Source organism: Kitasatospora sp. NPDC008050 (assembly GCF_042957465.1).
In the GTDB taxonomy this organism is placed as follows: Bacteria; Actinomycetota; Actinomycetes; order Streptomycetales; family Streptomycetaceae; genus Kitasatospora.
The window spans coordinates 369181-383229 of sequence record NZ_JBIBIJ010000008.1 but is presented as its reverse complement, the minus strand read 5'-3'; the positions used below and the strand labels follow the sequence as shown (position 1 = coordinate 383229).

The 14049-nt window shown below is 76.0% G+C and carries 15 protein-coding genes; 8 read left to right on the top strand and 7 right to left on the bottom strand.

What is annotated here, in order from left to right; all coding sequences use genetic code 11:
• The first annotated feature begins 5 nt into the window (after nt 1-5).
• Complete coding sequence (locus ACFZB9_RS18990) at nt 6-371, top strand: VOC family protein (protein ID WP_391448587.1); 366 nt, start codon at nt 6-8, stop codon at nt 369-371.
• A 21-nt stretch (nt 372-392) separates the two neighbouring features.
• On the opposite strand, the gene ACFZB9_RS18985 is transcribed toward ACFZB9_RS18990, so the two are convergent.
• The gene (locus ACFZB9_RS18985; protein WP_391448509.1) at nt 393-566 is read right to left on the bottom strand and encodes a hypothetical protein; all 174 of its coding nucleotides are present in this window, start codon (nt 564-566) and stop codon (nt 393-395) included.
• A 155-nt stretch (nt 567-721) separates the two neighbouring features.
• On the opposite strand from ACFZB9_RS18985, the gene ACFZB9_RS18980 reads away from it, so the two are divergent.
• On the top strand, nt 722-1195 hold the full coding sequence (locus ACFZB9_RS18980) for a carboxymuconolactone decarboxylase family protein (RefSeq protein ID WP_391448508.1): 474 nt from the start codon (nt 722-724) through the stop codon (nt 1193-1195).
• 58 nt (nt 1196-1253) lie between these two features.
• Here the strand turns inward: ACFZB9_RS18980 and ACFZB9_RS18975 are convergent, their stop codons facing one another.
• Nucleotides 1254-2675, bottom strand: a complete 1422-nt coding sequence (locus ACFZB9_RS18975) for a hypothetical protein (protein WP_391448506.1) — start codon at nt 2673-2675, stop codon at nt 1254-1256.
• Nucleotides 2676-3138: 463 nt separating this feature from the next.
• Between ACFZB9_RS18975 and ACFZB9_RS18970 the strand changes: the two genes are divergently transcribed.
• Genes ACFZB9_RS18970 through ACFZB9_RS18955 form a run of 4 tightly spaced genes read left to right on the top strand, consistent with a single transcriptional unit; the run spans nt 3139 to nt 7992 of the window.
• On the top strand, nt 3139-4122 hold the full coding sequence (locus tag ACFZB9_RS18970) for an acyltransferase domain-containing protein (protein ID WP_391448504.1): 984 nt from the start codon (nt 3139-3141) through the stop codon (nt 4120-4122).
• Nucleotides 4119-6026 carry a hypothetical protein gene (locus ACFZB9_RS18965; protein WP_391448502.1) on the top strand — a complete coding sequence of 636 codons (1908 nt, stop codon included), beginning with the start codon at nt 4119-4121 and terminating at the stop codon, nt 6024-6026. The genes ACFZB9_RS18970 and ACFZB9_RS18965 overlap by 4 nt, the downstream gene beginning before the upstream one ends.
• The gene (locus ACFZB9_RS18960; RefSeq protein WP_391448501.1) at nt 6023-7138 is read left to right on the top strand and encodes a beta-ketoacyl-ACP synthase 3; all 1116 of its coding nucleotides are present in this window, start codon (nt 6023-6025) and stop codon (nt 7136-7138) included. Before ACFZB9_RS18965 ends, ACFZB9_RS18960 begins: the two co-directional genes overlap by 4 nt.
• Nucleotides 7135-7992: an SDR family NAD(P)-dependent oxidoreductase gene (locus tag ACFZB9_RS18955; protein ID WP_391448499.1), complete on the top strand. Its 858-nt coding sequence runs from the start codon at nt 7135-7137 to the stop codon at nt 7990-7992. Before ACFZB9_RS18960 ends, ACFZB9_RS18955 begins: the two co-directional genes overlap by 4 nt.
• Nucleotides 7993-8033: 41 nt before the next feature.
• On the opposite strand, the gene ACFZB9_RS18950 is transcribed toward ACFZB9_RS18955, so the two are convergent.
• From ACFZB9_RS18950 to ACFZB9_RS18940, 3 genes are read right to left on the bottom strand one after another with little or no spacing between them, the layout of a single operon-like run.
• Complete coding sequence (locus tag ACFZB9_RS18950) at nt 8034-9035, bottom strand: ACP S-malonyltransferase (protein WP_391448497.1); 1002 nt, start codon at nt 9033-9035, stop codon at nt 8034-8036.
• On the bottom strand, nt 9032-10267 hold the full coding sequence (locus ACFZB9_RS18945; RefSeq protein WP_391448495.1) for a beta-ketoacyl-[acyl-carrier-protein] synthase family protein: 1236 nt from the start codon (nt 10265-10267) through the stop codon (nt 9032-9034). The genes ACFZB9_RS18950 and ACFZB9_RS18945 overlap by 4 nt, the downstream gene beginning before the upstream one ends.
• Nucleotides 10264-10506, bottom strand: coding sequence for an acyl carrier protein (locus ACFZB9_RS18940; protein WP_391448493.1), 243 nt, complete (start codon nt 10504-10506; stop codon nt 10264-10266). The genes ACFZB9_RS18945 and ACFZB9_RS18940 overlap by 4 nt, the downstream gene beginning before the upstream one ends.
• A gap of 278 nt (nt 10507-10784) precedes the next feature.
• Between ACFZB9_RS18940 and ACFZB9_RS18935 the strand changes: the two genes are divergently transcribed.
• Nucleotides 10785-12044: a hypothetical protein gene (locus tag ACFZB9_RS18935; RefSeq protein WP_391448491.1), complete on the top strand. Its 1260-nt coding sequence runs from the start codon at nt 10785-10787 to the stop codon at nt 12042-12044.
• Between the two features lie 18 nt (nt 12045-12062).
• Here ACFZB9_RS18935 and ACFZB9_RS18930 read toward each other — a convergent pair whose 3' ends face one another.
• Both ACFZB9_RS18930 and ACFZB9_RS18925 read right to left on the bottom strand, forming a co-directional pair.
• Nucleotides 12063-12656, bottom strand: coding sequence for a 2'-5' RNA ligase family protein (locus tag ACFZB9_RS18930; protein ID WP_391448489.1), 594 nt, complete (start codon nt 12654-12656; stop codon nt 12063-12065).
• 114 nt (nt 12657-12770) lie between these two features.
• The gene (locus ACFZB9_RS18925) at nt 12771-13571 is read right to left on the bottom strand and encodes an aminoglycoside 3'-phosphotransferase (protein ID WP_391448487.1); all 801 of its coding nucleotides are present in this window, start codon (nt 13569-13571) and stop codon (nt 12771-12773) included.
• Nucleotides 13572-13755: 184 nt separating this feature from the next.
• Between ACFZB9_RS18925 and ACFZB9_RS18920 the strand changes: the two genes are divergently transcribed.
• Entirely contained in the window at nt 13756-14046 is a 291-nt protein-coding gene (locus ACFZB9_RS18920) for a hypothetical protein (protein ID WP_391448486.1), read from the top strand.
• Nucleotides 14047-14049 lie beyond the last annotated feature (3 nt).

The following is a 14049-nucleotide window of genomic DNA, read 5'->3' as shown; positions in this document are numbered from 1 at the left end:
CGACGATGACGTTGACCGCGATAACACTCGACTGCGCCGATCCGCTGGCGCTGGTGGCGTTCTACCAGCAAGCCACCGGCCTCGAACCCCACCCGAAGTCGGACGCCGACTTCGCCGGTCTCACCCGCGGGGACGGCCTCTTCATCGGCTTCCAACGGGTCGAGGACTACCGGGCTCCGCGCTGGCCCGACCAGACCGTTCCCCAGCAGTTCCACCTCGACTTCGCGGTCGCGGACCTGGACGGGGCCGAGGCACGGCTGCTGGAGCTGGGCGCGGGCAAGCCCGATCACCAGCCGGGCGGGGAGCGGTGGCGGGTCCTCACCGACCCGGCAGGGCACCCGTTCTGCCTGGTGATCGCCCCGGAGCGGTGACCGCGGCGGCTCCGGTGACCGTCATCGCGTCACCGTCATGGCGTCGCGGGTGGTACGGGTCTCCTGGGCGTCGGCCACCCCGCAGCCGAGTCTGCCTTCGGCGTCGTGGGGGTCCTTCGCGTCCTCGTTCGTGAACGGCTGGGCCCAGCTCATCCGCCGGCCGGCGTCGACGCTGTTCGCGCCGGCCGCAGCCACCAGGGTGGCCGGATCGGCGAAGGCACCCCAGGACCCGAGGACCGACAGGGGGACGGCCGGCTGGTGAGACCGGCGTCACACTCGGGCGTGTCACAGTCGGCCGAGCTGGTCTGTCCAAGGGGCACAAGCAAACGGCAACGACACGGGAGCGCACGATGAATGCCCGCTTGAACGTCTTCGAGAACCAGGTCACGGCCAAGTTCGGGAGGCACCTCGTGGCGGCGAGCAGGGTGCTCGCCGACTCGACGCTGCCGGCCGCGACGCAGGAGCTGGTGAAGCTGCGTGCCAGCCAGATCAACGGCTGCGGCTTCTGCGTCGACATGCACACCAAGGACGCCGCGCACGCGGGGGAGACCTGGACGCGGCTGAGCATGGTCGCGGCCTGGCGGGAGGCGACGGTGTTCACCGACGCCGAGCGCGCTGCCCTGGAGTTGGCGGAGCAGGGCACCCGCATCGCCGACGCGGCAGGTGGGGTCACGGACGAGGCCTGGGCGAACGCCGCCAAGTACTTCGACGAGGACCAGCTCGCGGCCCTGGTGTGCACGATCGCCCTGATCAACGCCTTCAACCGGGGGAACGTCATGATCCAGCAGCCCGCCGGCGACTACCAGCCCGGCCAGTTCGGCTGACCGGGCCGACACACCCGGGGCCGGTCGCCGGAACCGCGCCCCGCCGCACCGCACGGGCTCAGCGCCAGGCCGGCGCCGGCACGGCGGTGCGCCCGGGGTGGGCGGGGTCGGCCGGGGGCGGAGGGTCGAGCCGGGCCAGCAGGGCCCGCACCCCGGCGCTGCCCGTGTGACGGCGCAGCGCCGTGCACACGGCGGCCAGGGCGGTGCTCAGCCGCTCCGAGGCCACCAGCGGCTGCTCGTCCAGCAGCCGGGACAACACGGCGCAGGCCCGGTCCAGGTGGCCGTGGGAGAGATGGAGCCGGGCTGCCCGCACCGTGGTGACCGCCCTGGCCAGGTGCTCCCCGGCGGGGCGCTCACGCGCCGACAGCGCGAGCGCGCGCAGCGCTCCCTCGTCGTCGCCCAGCGCGGCGAGCACCTCCGCCTCCTGGTGCGCGTAGGACGCCCAGTGGTAGCCGCCGATCCCCGGCTCCGGCTCGCCGGCGCGGTCCAGCAGGCGGTGTGCCCGGGTCAGCAGGGCGAAGGCCGCGGTCCGGTCCCGGCAGCCGGCGGCACCGAGGGCCTGCTGCCCGAGGACGAAGGCGGCCTGCCGGGCGGGCAGCCGGTCCAGCTGCGCGGCCGCGGCCTCGGCCAGGTCGCGGGCGTGGCGCGGGTGGCCCAGATAGTGCGCCTGCACGCTCAGGGCCCGCAGCGCCAGGCTGTGCCGGCGCGGGTCGGCGGCCTGCGCCGCGAGCGAGGCGGCTGCCCGGTAGTAGCCCTGGGCGGCGCCCTGGCGTTGGGCGTCGAAGTAGGCGAAGCCGGTGAGGTAGGACAACTCCGAGGCGCAGCAGAGCAGTTCGTGGCGCACCCCGGGCGGCGCGGCGGCCCGCAGCCAGTCGGCCATCGCGGTGGCCAGGAAGCCGGCCACGGTGCGGCGGTAGAACGCCGCGCCGGCCAACTGCTCACCGGCCAGCGCCGAACGCAGCAGGTCCTGGGCCGCACGCAGGTGGGCGGTGCCGATCCGGGGCGGCGGTTCGGCGCTCCTGCCCGGCGCGTCGACCGCCGGCTCCCCGCTCTCCCCGCTCTCCCCGGTCTCTCCGCTCTCCCCGGTCTCCCCGGGATCCGGAGGCTGATGGTGCGTCAGGGTGTAGACCAGGGCGCCGGGGTCGGCCTCGCAGCGGGCCAGCGTGACGAGGGCCGCCGCCCCCGGGCCGTCGGGCGCGGCCGGCGCGGGCGGTGCGCCGTCCCGTCCGAGCCCGGTCTGCTCGACGGGCACCGGGCGCCCGAGGGCCCGGGAGAGCACCTCGGCGACGAGCTGGGGGACGGGCGGCGCCGGGCGTGATCCCTGGAGCCAGTGGGCCACGGCCGTGCGGTCGTAGGTGTACCGGTGGCCGTCGACCAGACCGGCCCGGTTGACCGCCCGGGCCAGGCGCTCCCCGCTCCAGCCGACCTCCTGGAGCAGGGCCCGCAGATGCGGGTTGGGTGTGCGTGCGGTGGCGGTCATGGCGTTCCTCCTCGCGGCGGCGGGCGAGCGGCGAGCGGCAAGCGGCGGCCCGGCGGCAGGGCGGCCCCGGTGGCCAGGGAGTGGGTCCGAGCGGCTGAGCCCGGCGAGCGCATCGTAGCGGTGCCCGTACGGCCCGCAGGCCCGTGAACTCCCGGCTCAGCCGCGTGGTCCGGGGGCGCGCCGGAGCGCGGATCCCGGCGCCGATCACCGCACGCGCCGCGGTGGCCGCCACACCGGTCCGCCAGGTGATCCGGCGTCACAGCGGACACGCCGTCCGGTGCGCGGCCGGGCCGTGCAACGCCGCGCGGCGCTCAACACAGTCGGCGCCCCGGCGGCTGCCACCGGACGGCCGGACCGCGTTCCATGGAAGGCGCCGGTCGGTCGCCGGCACGCGGCCCGCAGCACGCGGCACGCGGCCCGCAGTACCCGGCACGCAGCACGCGGCACGGAAAGGGCACCCACGGTGAACCAGTCACTCGCACCCCCACGGATCGTGCATGCCTTCGGCGGACAGGGCGACTTGTCGCTGTCCGCGGCGTGGCGGGCGGCCGACCGGCTGCCCGGGCTGCGCGATTCCTTGGCGGAGGTGTTCACCCGCATCGATCCGGTGGCGCGGGAGCTGGAGCTGCCCCCGCTGCGCACCAGGCTGCTCGGCGCGGAACCGCCGCCCGCTCGCTGGCTCGCCGAACAGGCCCCCGGAGCTGCCCAGTTGGCCCTCTTCGGGATCAGCCTCGCCGTTCACCGGGCCCGGCTGGCCGAGGGCGCGGTGCCCTCGCTGCTGCTCGCCGTCAGCTTCGGCGAGATTCCCGCGCTGACCGCCGCGGGCAGCTTCTCGGTGCCCGACGGCGCCCGGCTGGCGGCCCGGCTCGGGGTGCTGCTGCACACCGCGCCCGGCGGGCTGACGATGCTGGCGGCGGCGCCCGACAAGCTGGCCGAACTGCTGGACCACGCACCGGAGATCGTGGTCGCATGCGTCAACCATCCTGAGGAGACGGTGGTTTCCGCGCCGCCCGGGCCGCTCGCCGCCTTCGAGGCCGCGGCCCGGTCCGCCGGTCTGTCGGCCACCCGGCTCCAACTGCCGTTCATCGCCCACCACCCCGCGCTATGGCGCCAGGCCGACGCCTTCGAGCGGTTCGCCGCCGGCCTGCCGCACCGGCCGCCGGCGCTCCCGGTCCACTCGGCGGTCGCCGGGCGGGCCTACCACGCCGCGGCCGAACTCCCGCGCGGACTGGCCGACTGCCTGGTGCGACCCGCCCTCCTGCCGCCCCTGGTGCGTGCCGCCGTCCGGCCGGGCGACCTGGTGGTGGAGATGGGCACCGGGCAGGCGCTGGCGCGGGCCGTACTGCACATCGAACCCGCGGCCCGTGCCCTGACCCCGGTCGGTGACGCCGCCCGCCGACCCGACCCGCCCGTGCCCGCGGGCCGACCCCATGAGGAGCACGGATGATCCAGCCGCCAGGGCCGGTGCCGCGCCGCCGCCGTCCCGTCGCACCCGCCCGTCCCGCCACCGACCGATGGGACCGCCTGCTGACCGAGGCCGTCCGCCCCGCCGGGCCGGGCGCCGTGACCGGCACGGACCCGCTGGCCCTCGACACCTCCGCCCACCTGGGGCTGCGCCGGCTGGCCGCGGTGCTCCCGCCGGCCCCGGAGGTCGCGGGCAATCCCGAACTGCTCGCCAGTGTCAGTGCGTTGACCGCACTGGCCGACCCATCGCTCTACCAGACCTTCCTCTCGCACTACATCCTGTGCGCGGGATCGGTGGCCCGGCTGGGTACGCCCGCCGCCGATCCCGCCGGGGAGCTGGCCCGGGCCTGGGCGAAAGGCTCCTTCATGGTCACCGAACTCGGCGATGCCGGGAGCCACTTGAATATCCGCACCACGGCCGACCACGACCCGGCGAGCGGCACCTTCCGGCTGGACACCCCGGACGAGCGAGCGGCCAAGTTCTCCAGTGTGGCCGCCGGTGGGCTGCCGCAGAAGGCGGTCGTCTGCGCCCGGCTGGTGGCCGGCGGCCGGGACTGCGGCGTCTTCTCCTTCCTGGTCGACATCACCGACCCGCACGGCCGCCCGGTCCCCGGGGTCCTGATCTCCAGCCCGCTCTCCGTCGGCGCGTTGCCGCTGCCGTACGCCGCGGTGCGGTTCACCGGCCTGCGGCTGGACATGGCGCGCTGGCTGGCCGACGGCGCCGTCATCGGCCCGGACGGTGTGCTGCACGACCCGCTCGGCTCCCCGGGCGCCCGGCTGCGCCGCACGCTCGACGTGGGCCGGCTGCTGTGGGCCACCCTGCCCTCCGCGATGGCCGCCGTCGCCGCCCGATCGGCCGCCCTCACCTGGCAGTTCAGCGCCCATCGCCGCTCGCACGGCGCCTTCGCCGCCGGGCGGCCGGTGCTCGGGCACCGGCCCCAGCTGCGTGCGGTGACCGGTGCCCTTGCCGAGGCCTTCGCGCTGCGCTGCGGGGTCGCGCCGGCGCTCGGCCACGCCACCGCCGCTGCCACCGACGCCAGTGGCGAGGGCGACCCGGCCTTCGCCCCCTGGGCGGCCGTCGACCAGACCCTGGCCCTGCACAAGGTGTTCGCGACCCGGGGTGCGGCAAGCATTGTGACGGACTGTCAACATCGTTGCGGTCTCGCCGGATTCATGGATCGCAACCTGCTGGCCGGCTACCTTGGTCTGGCCCGCGCCTTCGAACACGCCGGCGGCGACAACACGTTGATTCTGCTGGACACCGGCCGGGCGCTGGCCGAGAGCCCACCGGAGACGCCTCCGCCCGCCCCGGCGGCCGATCCGCTCGATCCCGCCTGGTGGCCCGGCACCGCCGCCGCCCTGCGGTATCGCCTGACCGAGCGGCTGCGCCGCGACCTGGCGGCTGCCCGGGAGGCAGGCCGCCGCGACCTCGCACTGTGGAACCCGCTGCTGGACCGGGCCCAGGCCCTGGGCTGGGCCGCCGCCCTGCACCTGGCCGCCCGAGCCGTCGAGGACTCCGCAGGACCGGCGGGACCAGTGGGATCGGTGGGATCATCAGGGCCGACCGAAGGACCGGGTGCCGCACCGACGTCCGCGCCCGTCCTCGACCCGACCCTGCATGCCACGGTGGCCGCCCTGTACGGCGTGCGGCAGGCCCGCCGGTCCACCGAGGCCCTGCTGTCCGTCGGACTGCTGGACGCGGCGCGAGCCCGCGCCCTGGCCGAGGCCGAGGACGGCCTCGTCGAGGAGCTCGCGCCCCAACTACCCTTCCTGGTCGAGTACCTGGACCCCGACCTCGCGAACTCCGCCAGCCCGCTGGCCGACCCCGACTACGCCGCCGGCCTCGCCGCGGCACTGTCCTGGCCCGTGATCGGGGAGGAGCGATGAGCGCGGGAGGCGACCGGTCCATCGGGATCCTCGGCATGGGCACCCACCTGCCACCGCTGGTGCGCACCAACGAGCAGGTGGCCCGGGCCGCCGGGGTCACCGCGGACTGGATCCGGGAACGCACCGGAGTGCTGCGGCGCCACACGGCGCCGCCCGGCCAGGCGGCCTCCGACCTGGCCGCCGAGGCGGTGCGCGCCGCCTGTGACGCCGCCGGGATCGCCCCGGCCGAGCTGGACCTGCTGGTCTGCGCCGGCTCCACCCCCGACGAGCTCGGCCCGGCCACCGCCTGCCGGGTGCAGGCCAGGACCGGCGCCACCCGAGCCTGCGCGCTGGATGTCGGCGCGGCCTGCTCGGGCTGGCTGTTCGCCGCCAGAGTGGCCCACGACTGGCTGCGCGGCGACCCCGGCAGCGGGTACGCGGCCGTGGTGGGGGTGGAGGCGTACTCGAAGTTCGTCGATCCGGCCGACCGCGGCACCGCCGTCCTGTTCGCCGACGGCGCCGCCGCGGCGATCCTCGGCCCGGTGCCGCCGGGCGGCGGCTTCCACGGCTTCCGGCTGGGATCGGACGGCACGGGCGCGCACCATGTGCTGATCCCGGCGGGCGGCAGCCGACGCCCGGCCGACGCCACGAGCCTGGCCGACGGCGGCCATCGGATCCACATGGACGGCCGGGCGGTGCGCGACTTCATCACCGAGGTCTTCCCGGCGCTGGTCGAGGACGAGCTGACCCGCCATCATCTGATGCTCGATCAGATCGACGCGGTGGTGGCCCACCAGCCCAACCCGGTCCTGCTGCGGCGGCTGGGGGAGAAGATCGGCATCCCGCCCGACCGGCTGGTCGTCACCGGTGACCGCACCGGCAACATCGGTGCCGCCAGCGCGCCGTTCGCCCTGGCCACGGCGGCCGCCGAGGGGCGGCTGCGGACCGGCTCGCTGATCCTGCTCTGCGTCTTCGGCGCCGGCCTGACCTGGGGCAGCTCGCTGCTGACCTGGACCGGCGCCCCGTCCCACGCCGACCGGCCCGATCCCCTCACCCTCACCCCCGCCCCCGACCTTGCGCCCGGCCCTGACCGTACGCCCCAGCCCGACCCCAACCCGAGGAGCGCCCCATGACGACTCTCGACAGCTTCCGCCTCGACGGCGCCCGGATCCTGGTGACCGGCGCCTCCCGGGGCATCGGCCGCGCGGTCGCGTTCGCGCTGGCCGAGGCCGGCGCCCACCTCGCGCTGAGCGCGCGCACCGCCGAGGCCCTCAAGGAGAGCGCCGACCGGATCGGCGCGCTCGGGCCGGCGCCCGTGCTCGCCCCCGGCGACCTGGCCGAACCCAGCCGCGCCGCCGAGGTGGTCGACACGGCCGCGGCGCTGCTCGGCGGCCTGGACGGCGTGGTGCACAACGCGGGCATCCTGCCGACCGCGGCCGACGGGTCCCCCTTGCTGCTCCCACTGCAGCTGCTGCCCGAAGCGGCCTGGCAGGAGGTGGTCGCGGTCAACCTGAACGCCACGGCCGCGGTGTGCCGACAGGCGCACCGCCACCTGGCGGCGGCCGGCGGCGGCAGCCTGCTGCTGATGTCCTCGGTCGCGGGGGTGATCGGTGCGCCACTGCTGGAGGCCTACGCCGCGACCAAGGCGGCGCAGATCTCGCTCGCCCGCAGCCTGGCCGCCGGCTGGGCCCGGCAGGGCATCCGGGTGAACGCGCTCTGCCCGGGCTGGACCCGTACCGACCTGACCTCCTTCGCGCACGCCGAGGGCCCGCTCAACGACTGGCTGCTCGCCCATGTGCCGCTCGGCCGCTGGGCCGAGCCCGCCGAGGTCGCCGCCGCGGCGCTCTTCCTGCTCTCACCCGCCGCCGGCTACCTCACCGGCCACGCCCTGCTGCTGGACGGCGGCCTGTCCGTCCCCGACGGCGGCCTGGCCGGGATCCCCAAGCCGGCCCCGCCGTTCGGCGCGGTACCGGAGCGGGAGGGCTGAGGAGCCGCCCGAACGGCTCACGCCCGGGCATCCGCTCGCCGTCAACCGAGTTTCGCCGCACCAGGGTTCGCCCCCGCCCGCGAGCCCTGGTCCTGCCGGGCCAGCCGGCTCAGCAGCTGCCGTGGGCCCAGCTCTGTCAGCTCCACCGCGCCCACGGCCCGCAGCTGCTCGATCCTGCGCCGGAACGGCACCGGCTCGCTCAGGTGGTGGGTCGCCCCGGCCCGGAAGTCGGCGGCTGAACGGTACCGACGACCCGTCAGCATGCACAGCACCGGCCGCTCGGCGGGACGGTGGACCAGGTGCGCGGTCAGCTCCCGGACCCGGCGCGCGGCCGGACGCAGTGCGGGGTTGTGGAACAGTGTGCGGGTGGCCAGCCGGGTCGCGCGCACACCGGCTGCGGCGGCGCGTGCGCCCAGCGCCTCGATGCTCTCCGGCGGCCCGCTGACCACGGTCTGCTCAGGGCCGTTGTCGCAGGCCACGGCCAGCCCCGGCAAGCGGCTGTCGGCCAGCAGCGCGGCGGCCCGATCGGCGGGCAGCCGCAGCACCAGCAGCCGGCCCGGCCCCGCACCGGTCTCCCGCCGGGCCCGGTCGCAGGCGAGGAGCAGCCGCACGCCGTCGGCGGGCTCGAACACCCCGGCCGCGGCGAAGGCGGCCAGCTCGCCCAGACTGTGGCCCAGCAGCAGCGTGCCGGGCGGCCACGGGGTGAGCCGGTACCAGGCCAGTGCCTGGACGTAGCAGGCGAGTTGGTCGATCAGCTCGCTCTCGGCCGGCGGCGTTCGATCACCTGGTGAGGCCCGACCGTCCCGTGGCATCCGATCCTCCGGCGCCGTGCGACCGTCCCGTGAGGCCCGGCCGTCCCGTGGCGCCCGACCCGCCAGCAGCAGCTCCGCCAAGGCGTCCGCGGCAGCGGCCGGCAGCGGCGCGGCGGCCCGCTCCAGCAGGGCGCGGGCCGCCCGCGGGTCGGCGCAGTCGCCCAGGCTCCCCGGGACGACCGAGCCGATCCCGGGGAAGAGCAGCACCGTGCGGCGCTCGCCGCCGGTCATGGCGCGGCGAAGGCGAGCACCGCGTTCTGCCCGCCGAAGCCCGCCGACGTGGACAGCGCCAGGCCGCTCCGGCGCCGCAGCGGTACGCCGCGCACCACCTGGAGTTCGACGGCGGGGTCCGGGTCGGTCAGGTTGGCGGTGGGCGGCACGAGCCCGCGATCGATCGACAGCACGGTCAGCACGGCCTCCAGCGCGCCCGCCGCACCGAGGGTGTGCCCGAGTGCGCCCTTGGCGGCGGTGACCGGAAGATCCGGACCGAAGAGCCGGTGCAGCGTCCGGGCCTCGGCCAGATCACCGAGCGGTGTCCCGGTCGCGTGCGCGTTGACGTGGTCCACCTCCCCGGGGCCGGCACCGGCGGCGGCCAGCGCCCCGCGCAGCGCCGCCTCCAGGCCCCGGCCCGCGGGGTCGGGGCTGGTGGGGTGGTGGGCGTCCGCCGAGGCGGCATAGCCCGCGAGTTCGGCCAGCACCCGGGCGCCGCGGGCCCGGGCGTCGGTGGCCCGCTCCAGCACCAGCATCGCCGCGCCCTCGGCGAGCACGAAGCCGTCCCGCGCCCGGTCGAAGGGGCGGCACGTGGTGGCCGGGTCGGTGGCCCGGGTGGCGAGCGCGTCGATCCGGGCGAACGCGGCCGCGGTGAGGCGGTCGACGGCGGCCTCGCTGCCGCCGGCCAGCGCCAGGTCGCAGCTGCCGTCGCGCAGCAGGCCGGCGGCCAGCCCGATGGCGCTGGCGCCGGAGGCACAGGCGGTGCCGACCGCGAGGCTGGGGCCGCGCGCGTTCAGCGCCAGCGAGAGGTAGCCGGCGGCCATGTTGGTCATGAACATCGGCACGGCCAGCGGGGCGACCCGGCCGCCGGCCGCCAGCCGCCGCGCCTGCTCGGCCCAGGAGGGGGCGCCGCCGAAGGCCGAGCCGGTGACCACGGCGACCCGCGCGCCGTCCCAGTCGACCGGGTCCAGCCCGGCCTGGCGGAGCGCCTCGCCCGCCGCCACCAGCGCGTACTGGATGAACGGGCCGGTGCGCCGCGCCACACTCGCGCCGAGCAGGGCGGTGGCGTCGAACGCGGGCACCCGGCAGGAGACCCGGGCACCCGAGCCCGCCAGGAGCGGGTCCGCCCGGGCGGTCGGGAGCGCCGCGCAGACCCGGGCCCAGCAGGTCTCCGCGCCCAGGCCGGCCGCGCTGACCGCGCCCACTCCGGTGACCGCGACGGCCGCCGCCGCCCGTCCGCTGCCGGAGCTCACCGGGCACCGGTCCGGTCGCCCAGGAGCTCGGACACCGCGGCCAGTGAGCTGCCCGCCGCCAGCTCGCCCTCGGCGACCTGGACGGCGAGCCGCTCGGCCAGGATGTCGGCCAGCTCGATGACGGCCAGGGAGTCCAGCCCCAGCTCCTCCAGGGTGGCCGTGGGTCGTATTTCCTCGGTGGGGACCTGGAAGGCGGTCACCAGGATCTCGGCGAGGTCGGGATGGACGTGGCTGCTCATGGCGCTCTCCGGGGGAGTCGTATCCCGGGCCGCCGACGCGGCCGGGCCCGGCTCCATTGCGCCGCACCGGGAGCCACCGGTGGAACATCTTCCGGATCCGAACCTGTTGAACCGTCAAAGACGTTGCCCGGCAGCACCAGGACGTTGCCCGGCAGCACCAGGACGTTGCCTGTCGGCACCGGGGCGTTGCCCGTCGGACCGGCCGGGCGGCTGATCATGATCGTTCCCAACCGCGCGTCGACCACCGGCGGGCGGGGCCGCCTCCTAGGTTGGCCGCCATGAACAAGACCCGGCTGACGGAGGAGTTCGCGGTGCGGCCACCCCTCGCGGGCGGCCTCGCGGTGCTCACCGCCTTCCGACACCCTCGGCGTGGGCGGGTGAGCTGCCCGGCGGCACCGTTGGTGGCCGCGTGGCTGCGCCGCCGCTCATCGGGCGTGCGGCTCACCGGGTACGCCCCGGACCTTGGCGGCGCCGGTGCCGTGGACCAACCGGTCGGCTGTGGCCGGGTGTTCACCATCAGCTACCTCGACGAGAGCGATCACGCCGGGCACGCCGATCACGCCGGGCGGGCCGTGGGCATCGCCGTGCACGCCGCGCCCGGGCTGCTGGAGATCGGGGCGTCGGCCGTGCGCGCCTGGTCCGCCGCACTGCGCACCCGGCGCCTGTTCCTGCCGGTATCCGGCGGCGCCCGCACGAGCGGCCCGTGCACGAGCGGCCCGTGCACGAGCGGCCCGTGCACGAGCGGCCCCTGCGGGGGCGAGCCCGGTGCCCGCGAGCCCGGTGTCGGCGATCCCGGTGCCGGCGGCCCCTGGGCGGCCGGCCCTGGCCCCGCCTGGCCCACGCAGTCCGCGGCCGCGCGGCCGAGCGCCGCCGAACCCGCCGCTCCCTGCCCGCACGCCACCGCGACCTGGCGGACGGTGCACGGGTTCCTCGCCCGGGGCGACACCGTGCTGCTGCTCGGGACCGGCGCCGGTGGGACGGCCACCGGCCCGCTGTCACCCGTCGGCGCGGCCGGACTCGTGCTGGCCGTCCGCACCGTGGCGGCGGCCCACCACATCACGGTGCCCGACCCGGACCGGCTCTCCTTCGCCCAGCTGCCCTGCTCGGCCACCGAGGAGATCGCTGCCATCCTGGCCGTCCTGCGTGCGCGGTTCCCGCGGCTGCGGGGCCAGCACCCCGACCAGTGGTGCTACGCGGCCAGCGACACCCGCGCCGCCGTGCGCGCGGCCATGGCCGAGAGCGATCTGACGCTGGTGCTCCCGCACGGCGCCGCCGGCGGGTCCGCCTGGTACCCACCCGGCCGGCGGCTGCACCTGGGCGAGCTCGGTGACCTGGTACCCGAAGTCCTGGCCCCGGCCGCGACCTTGACCTTGCTCCCGCCGTCCGGGCACGCGGTGCGGTCCCCGGGGCCGGAGGAGGTGATCGAGGCGCTCTCCGGGCTCGGTCCGCTCAGCGTGGTGCGGCGAGGGATGGTCAGCGAGACCACCCGCAGCACCTCGTCCACGGCAGCCGAGACCGGAGCCACCGTGCCCCGGTAGGCGGGGTTTCCGACATCTTCACCCGCGCAGTGCGAACGACGCCCGCTGCTGCCACCTCGCGCCGTCGTGCACCAAGAGATCGACCGAGGCCACCCGGGACGTGACGGGGAGCCTGCCGCGAACGTCGGCCTCGATCCCGTCCAGGACGGCCTCGGCCTGGCCGTCGGCGATGGTCAGATGGGGCACCACCTCGGTGAACTGGCCCTCGTAGGGAGGGGCTTCGGGCCACCGGTCGGCGATCGCCTCGGTGAGTTGCCGCAGCTGCCGGTCCGGTCCGGGAACGAGATACAGCACCCCCGGAAACCGGTCGCAGCCCTCGAAGCGCAGATCGAAGGCGTGATGCCGGCCGAGCAGGTCGGCGAGAGCCGAACTGACCCGCGCGTCGATGCGGCTCTCGTCGAGAAACGGGAAGAGCACCGTGACGTGGGCCGGAACCCCTGCCCGGGCCGACGGATCGAACCGCTCGCGCCAGTTGCGGACGACCGGCTCGGCCTCCGGGATCCTGACGATGAGCCCCGTCCGGCCCGCCCGGAACCTGCTCGTGCCGTCGGCGGCCGTCCCCTGCTCCTCGGCCGTCCCCTGCTCCTCGGCCGTCCCCTGACCCTCGGTCATCCCCTGCTCCTTGCTCGTGCCCGGCTGCTCGCTCGTGCCTCGACTCTCGTGGGGAGCCGCCAGCCCCCAGCCCCCAGTCCCCAGCCCCCAGTCCCCAGCCCCCAGTCCTCGGCCTCAGTCCGACAGGTCCCACAGCAGCCGGTAGTACCTGATCCGCTCCGGGTCCGGATCGACCCCGTAGGCCTCCAGCAGTGGTTCCTCCCAGCCCGGACCGTAGTTCCACTGGGTGCTCCAGGTGGCGATGGCGAGGTCGGCCCACCGGTCGGCGACCCCGAGCGCGCCGAGGTCGACGTGCCCGGTGCACGTGCCGTCGTCGCCGACCAGGGTGTTGGGAGCACAGGCGTCGCCATGGCAGACGACCAACTCGTCGACCGGCGGGATGTCGGCGAGCACGTCGAGCGCGTGCGCGACGGTACCGATGCGCTGGAACTCCTGATGCCAGTGCGCCGGGTCGGTCCGGCCTGCCGCCGCCCGTGACCGCGCCGCCGCCAGCCGCTGTTCGGCCGACCAGTCGAACGGGCACTGCGTGACGGGCAGCGCGGTGTGCAGGGCACGCAGCCCGGCGCCGATCGCGCGCACCGCGGTGCCGGGATCGCGCTTCCAGCGGTCGTCCACCGCCATGCGTCCGGGCACGCCGTCCGTGACGATCCAGGACCCCGTCTCGTCCGCGCCCTCGTCGAGCACCCGCGGGACGACGGTGAACCTCGCGGCCCAGCGCAGGCGTACCACCTCGGCCGAGAGATCGATACCGCTGGCGGACGGCGTCCACTTCACGAACTGCCGTGGCTCCAGGCCGACCTGAAAGGTCAGTCCGCCAAGTTCGTTCTCCCACACGACCTGCACCGGCCGCCCCGCCGCGAACGCGGTGACGATCCGTGGAACCTCGACCGGCCCCTGGGGCGCCATAGCGATCATCGGATCATTCTCGCCGGACCAGTGGGCCCAGGACTACCGAATTTTCCCCGGCGAGCTCGACGCTATCCGCATGATCAAGTCACAGGTATGCCGCCGATCTCGCCGCCGTCCGGTCGCGTGACGCGTGTGCGGTCGGCGGCGTGGCCGCAGCCGTGGCCTGCCGCCTGCCGCGTACAGTGCCGGTATGCCTGATTTCCCCGTGGAGTTGCGGGTCGAGTCGCTGGGTGACCACGAGTACCTCGTCGCTGTCGTCAGCGGCGGGCAGACGGCCGAGTCCCGGTTCCGGGCCACCTCCGACGTCATGACGGAGCTGGGTGCCGGTGACGACGCCGAGCCGCGCGTGGTGCGTGAGAGCGCTGCGTTCCTGCTCGACCACCAGCCCCTCATCGACCTCCCACCGATGATCGATCTGGCGGACGTCGCCGCCGCCTACGACGGTTACCTCGACGACCTGCGGCTACGACTGGAGCCCTGAACC

Coding starts and splice junctions, on each gene's coding strand:
- ACFZB9_RS18990 (WP_391448587.1), top strand. CDS start 6: ATGACGTTGACCGCGATAACACTCGACTGCGCCGATCCGCTGGCGCTG.
- ACFZB9_RS18980 (WP_391448508.1), top strand. CDS start 722: ATGAATGCCCGCTTGAACGTCTTCGAGAACCAGGTCACGGCCAAGTTC.
- ACFZB9_RS18975 (WP_391448506.1), bottom strand. CDS start 2,675: ATGACCGCCACCGCACGCACACCCAACCCGCATCTGCGGGCCCTGCTC.
- ACFZB9_RS18965 (WP_391448502.1), top strand. CDS start 4,119: ATGATCCAGCCGCCAGGGCCGGTGCCGCGCCGCCGCCGTCCCGTCGCA.
- ACFZB9_RS18960 (WP_391448501.1), top strand. CDS start 6,023: ATGAGCGCGGGAGGCGACCGGTCCATCGGGATCCTCGGCATGGGCACC.
- ACFZB9_RS18955 (WP_391448499.1), top strand. CDS start 7,135: ATGACGACTCTCGACAGCTTCCGCCTCGACGGCGCCCGGATCCTGGTG.
- ACFZB9_RS18950 (WP_391448497.1), bottom strand. CDS start 9,035: ATGACCGGCGGCGAGCGCCGCACGGTGCTGCTCTTCCCCGGGATCGGC.
- ACFZB9_RS18940 (WP_391448493.1), bottom strand. CDS start 10,506: ATGAGCAGCCACGTCCATCCCGACCTCGCCGAGATCCTGGTGACCGCC.
- ACFZB9_RS18935 (WP_391448491.1), top strand. CDS start 10,785: ATGAACAAGACCCGGCTGACGGAGGAGTTCGCGGTGCGGCCACCCCTC.
- ACFZB9_RS18930 (WP_391448489.1), bottom strand. CDS start 12,656: ATGACCGAGGGTCAGGGGACGGCCGAGGAGCAGGGGACGGCCGAGGAG.
- ACFZB9_RS18925 (WP_391448487.1), bottom strand. CDS start 13,571: ATGATCGCTATGGCGCCCCAGGGGCCGGTCGAGGTTCCACGGATCGTC.
- ACFZB9_RS18920 (WP_391448486.1), top strand. CDS start 13,756: ATGCCTGATTTCCCCGTGGAGTTGCGGGTCGAGTCGCTGGGTGACCAC.